Source organism: Anaerotignum sp., from assembly GCF_017483025.1.
Taxonomy (GTDB): Bacteria; Bacillota; Clostridia; order Lachnospirales; family Anaerotignaceae; genus Anaerotignum_A.
In genome coordinates this window covers 1-4218 of the sequence record NZ_JAFUMA010000028.1, presented here as the reverse complement: position 1 = coordinate 4218, position 4218 = coordinate 1, and the positions used below count along the sequence as shown (strand labels likewise).

Sequence of the window (4218 nt, the reverse complement as noted above, 5' to 3'; positions counted from 1 at the left end):
AGGAATTTAATGTTTTCCTCAGGTGTCAGGCCTTGCATGAAATGATCGTAGGTGCGTTTTTTGCCGTTGGCAAAATTACTGCCGCCAATCAATACATGATCGATCTCATCCTGAGTGATGAAAGATACTTCTTTCACCTCTACATCCTGACCCATAGGGAACTCGATCCACTGTTTCCGCAGGTCGAGCAGATCTTCCAGGATATCATCCATCCTATTGTAGTAATGACGGCAACGCAGCTCCAGAGCGCCGCTTCGGATCTTATTGATCGTATCCTCTACTACATAGAATGCCTGATCAGCACCTTCCGTAGTCATCAGAGATGCAGTCATTTTTACATGGGCGTCGGGATAGGTACAGCTTTTCAGGAAGAACAGATCATTAGTGTATGTCCCTTCCACATCACGCATGAAGTAAAGGACAGAATCTGCTACACGGCTGCATTCGACCTCTTTGATCTGAGCGATCTCATCCGCGTTCATATATGTACCGTTCTGTACCATGGTACGGATGAACTCTTCCGCTTCGTCCCAGGGCAGGATCGCTGCCTGTGGTACTCTGGCGGATTGACCGTAGTGTAAACGCATACCTTCCTGATCGAACCATACAGAGATAGGCATGGATTTCCCGAAGGTGAACCCTTTGCCGCATTCGCCATATTCCTTTTTCAGGAACGCTACCATTTCTTCCGGCGTTTTATCCTGCTGGTATTTCGCATAGATACGCTTTCTGCTGTTTGTTCTGCAGCCACCGGTACGCAGGATATCAATGATCGCTTTAGAGGATACGGGCATCATATCTCTAGCCCGTATATGGATATTATTCTCAGGCACCGGCATTGGCTCTATATCGGTATCTCTTTCGCTCAGGAAGTCCTCCATAGAACCTGCAGGTTTCCCAGACCCGCCAAAATCGAATAAGGAGATCTGTTCTCCTGCGGCTTTGGCTTTTGGTTCGGGTTTTAAGACGGGCTCGCTTACAGGAGGAAATTTATCCTGTGCGATCAAACCGCCGATATATGCCTGCAGCATCAGCCATGTAAAGAAATTCTCGGCTGTCCGTGTTTCATAAGTGCCTTCCCACAGAAGAAGGCCATCCTCCTGTTTTTCGTAGCCTACATTCTGGCCATCGATCACAAAATCCTCTCTGATACCGTCTACATATACACTTTTCAGGAACGCAGCGCGTTCTCTATAGTCATCGTGTTCTTCGTAGTACAGAAGCACACCTTCATGCTTCATTCGTAAAATGCTTTTATCACAAAGGATCCCATTGCGTAATTCATCACGCAGGAAGGGGAGTTTTGTCTCTTTTACGATGCTCTTTTCCGGTTTCCCGTCTTCCAGTAATGTGGCTTCGTCCAGCTCTTTACAGGGGATGATATCATTCGTCGCAGATGGCTGCGGAGATATAGGGTGTACTGCATCCTTCGGTGCGAATTTTGCCTTATATTCCTGATATTTTAGGTTGGCTAAAACAGGATTTCGATAGGTGATCCCTTCTATCAGGGCGGTTTCTTTCTTGGAACCTTCCTTCGCCTGATTGATGCTGACATAGTAGAAAATCCCTTTCTGATCTTCCCCCTGGATCGTATGGATGATATAGCCGTTCGGCATCGTATATTTCTTCGCTTTTTTAATTTTAAGATTAGCCATGTGTTTTTCTTCCTCCTAATAAAAAAGGAGATAAACAGACCTGTAGTGGGCAGGTTTGTAATATCTCCTTTATATTTAAGGCATACGGGGAAAGACAGGGGTATCACAAAGCCTGCCGTTTATCCAACTTCCTTAAATATTCAATAATTGTTCCAGATTTGTCGGGACGGATCGGTGTGAAATCGATAGGCCGATGATCGATGATGCATTTATGCTGATTGAGCAGGTTAAAGAAATCATCCTCGCGGATGTTCCCTTCATACTGCAGCAGTACATCATAATCAAGGTCTTCAGGTGGATCAAAGGGGCTATCATAAAGACGTGTCCCTGTGATCGTTACATCCTGCAGGAGCCCTTCGTTCAAAAGTACTTCCTTGGCATGGAACATCGCCTGATTTGCGATGGACCAGTGCTTTTGGCTGATTTCTTCCTTTTCCCTTAATAAGTTATAGTCGTAAAGTCCCAGGGGAGCATATTGTGCATCAATATCCTTTAATAGTTCAAAGATCGCCTGTGCCATGGATAGTTCTGGCATATCCAGCTGACCGCCGTCCTGACTATTGAATTCTTCATCGTAGAATGTATAGTCGTAGCCATCTTCACAGGTCTGGATCGACAAATAACGAATATCGCCGTCTTTTATCATAAGACCGATCTGTTCGCTGTTAGGGGAACCTTCGATCAATGTTTCGATGTCGCCGCAGATGTCCGCTTTCAGCATTTCGTTGACTTCGGCATAGGTCAATGTGGTTTCAACCATATCGTCTAACTGGGGGAGGAATGGTTTATCGGCCATCGGCTGGCTGATCAATGCATCCTGTTCCTCGGGGAACTGGCTTTCCATTCTCCGTTGTGAAGGAACGACCTCCCTGAGTACCAAAGGCTGCAGCAGCAGTCTATTGGTCGGGTTATCGATATAGGGCGCATCATGCTCAACTGGGAACACCAGATCACGGATGATTTTGATACCATCCCGTTCTGCTTGTAGCGCCGCATGCCAGTCATTGAGAAAGATATCCATCACATCGATCCTCTCGATATGTGTTGCACCGTTGCCATAGTCACTGCAGCAGGCTATGTAATAGCCGTGTTCTGCGTCGGTGCGCTTGACACCGTATCTTATTGCTTCCTGGATAAGTTCTTCTGTAATTTGTCGCATTATTCCATCCCTCCATTATTTTTAAGACCGGGTTTCTCACGCAGGTCTGTGATACGCATGGTATCCCAGCAGAATTCGAGGTCTGCGGGGAAATTAGGGCTGAAATAATCTTCACTGCAGCCGATAGTTTCGACTGTGCATCGTGTTACTTTCAATTTTTCCGTTAAATCTTCAGTGGAAATTCCGTCTTCGTCTGTGTCGCTGAATAAATGTTCGAGGATCTCTTTTAATTCATCGGGGTGTCTGTTGGTCACCCGCCAGAAGGCAAAGTCCATACCAAACTTGGATACAAGCTTTAATACGGTACCGGGGATATGCACTGCTTTCAGTATACGGCATAACAAAACCTTTGCTGCATCTACTGTATGCTCAGGTACTGCATGGTCTTTACTGCGATCGTCGATGAACCTTTGGAGTAAACTGCACAACTGGTCTGTTTTCTGGGACATAATCATTTCTTCTAAATGATTTGCCTTCACATCATTGAGCAATACCTTCAGTTCATCCTCGAAATCAGGGATGTACCGTGTGGCATAATACTGAATATCCACACTAAGCTGTTTGACTTCTGCGGCTTTTCGGCGCAGGATAGTCGCAAACAGATCCACCAGACCGATATGACTGGAGATATAGATATCCGCGTCGTACACCAATTTCGATAAGATAGGGTATGTATTGGCCCAATCTCTGTTTTCGGTACTGATACGACCATCAGACGGGTGTTTCTGGATGTAATATACCAGTACCCAGCAGATGCGGTCATAAACGAATTTCTTAAGAACGGGGACTACACATTCCTTCTTCAGGCACCAATGATCGATATCATAGTTCTGCTGGATAGCCAGATCGATCTCAGTGGCGCATTTTTCGTTTTGCCGCATGGACTTTTCATACTCTTTAACCTCGTTATTCATCACTGCATAGGCGATGGAATGCGGATACACATAAAAATCATGGTCCTTTGGTACCATTTCTGTGTGATTATCCTTTTCTGTAGGCGGTTCATCCGTGATCATCATGATACTTCTGCCCCATTTGACCCATTTGACAGGGGCGCGATAAAGGGCTTTGTATCTTTCGATCTGTTCCTCGGTCAGTGAGACAAAATCTGCATTATCGATACCTACAACGATGAACGTACCCTGGAGGATATCATACAGATTGCCGTTAGAGTCGAAAAGACCTCTGTTCCGCGGCAGTCCCTTTAATTTACCTTCCTCATTGCAAAGGATGGCAGCCGTGTCATCGAAAGCATAGACAGGCTCGATCAAGCCGCCGACCTCCGCCTGGAGCGCTTCCAGGGTATGGTCGATCGTTTTGACATAGGCCGGCTTATTAGGCTCGACGACCAGAATGGTGATTTTCTTTTGCATAGTTCAACACTCCTTTTCTTTTTTTCTTTCT

General features: G+C 45.8%; 2 protein-coding genes and 1 pseudogene. All 3 read right to left on the bottom strand.

Going from position 1 to position 4218, the window contains the following annotated elements:
- A pseudogene (locus tag IJ369_RS02540) lies at positions 1 to 1655 on the bottom strand (hypothetical protein); the annotation flags it as partial.
- Positions 1656 to 1758: 103 nt separating this feature from the next.
- The gene (locus tag IJ369_RS02535) at positions 1759 to 2814 is read right to left on the bottom strand and encodes an LPD16 domain-containing protein (RefSeq protein WP_290715613.1); all 1056 of its coding nucleotides are present in this window, start codon (positions 2812 to 2814) and stop codon (positions 1759 to 1761) included.
- The gene (locus tag IJ369_RS02530) at positions 2814 to 4187 is read right to left on the bottom strand and encodes a DUF3846 domain-containing protein (protein ID WP_290715611.1); all 1374 of its coding nucleotides are present in this window, start codon (positions 4185 to 4187) and stop codon (positions 2814 to 2816) included. Before IJ369_RS02530 ends, IJ369_RS02535 begins: the two co-directional genes overlap by 1 nt.
- Positions 4188 to 4218 lie beyond the last annotated feature (31 nt).

Bases quoted from the DNA above. Each gene is read 5' to 3' on its own strand.
- IJ369_RS02535 (WP_290715613.1), bottom strand. From the start codon at position 2,814: ATGCGACAAATTACAGAAGAACTTATCCAGGAAGCAATAAGATACGGT.
- IJ369_RS02530 (WP_290715611.1), bottom strand. From the start codon at position 4,187: ATGCAAAAGAAAATCACCATTCTGGTCGTCGAGCCTAATAAGCCGGCC.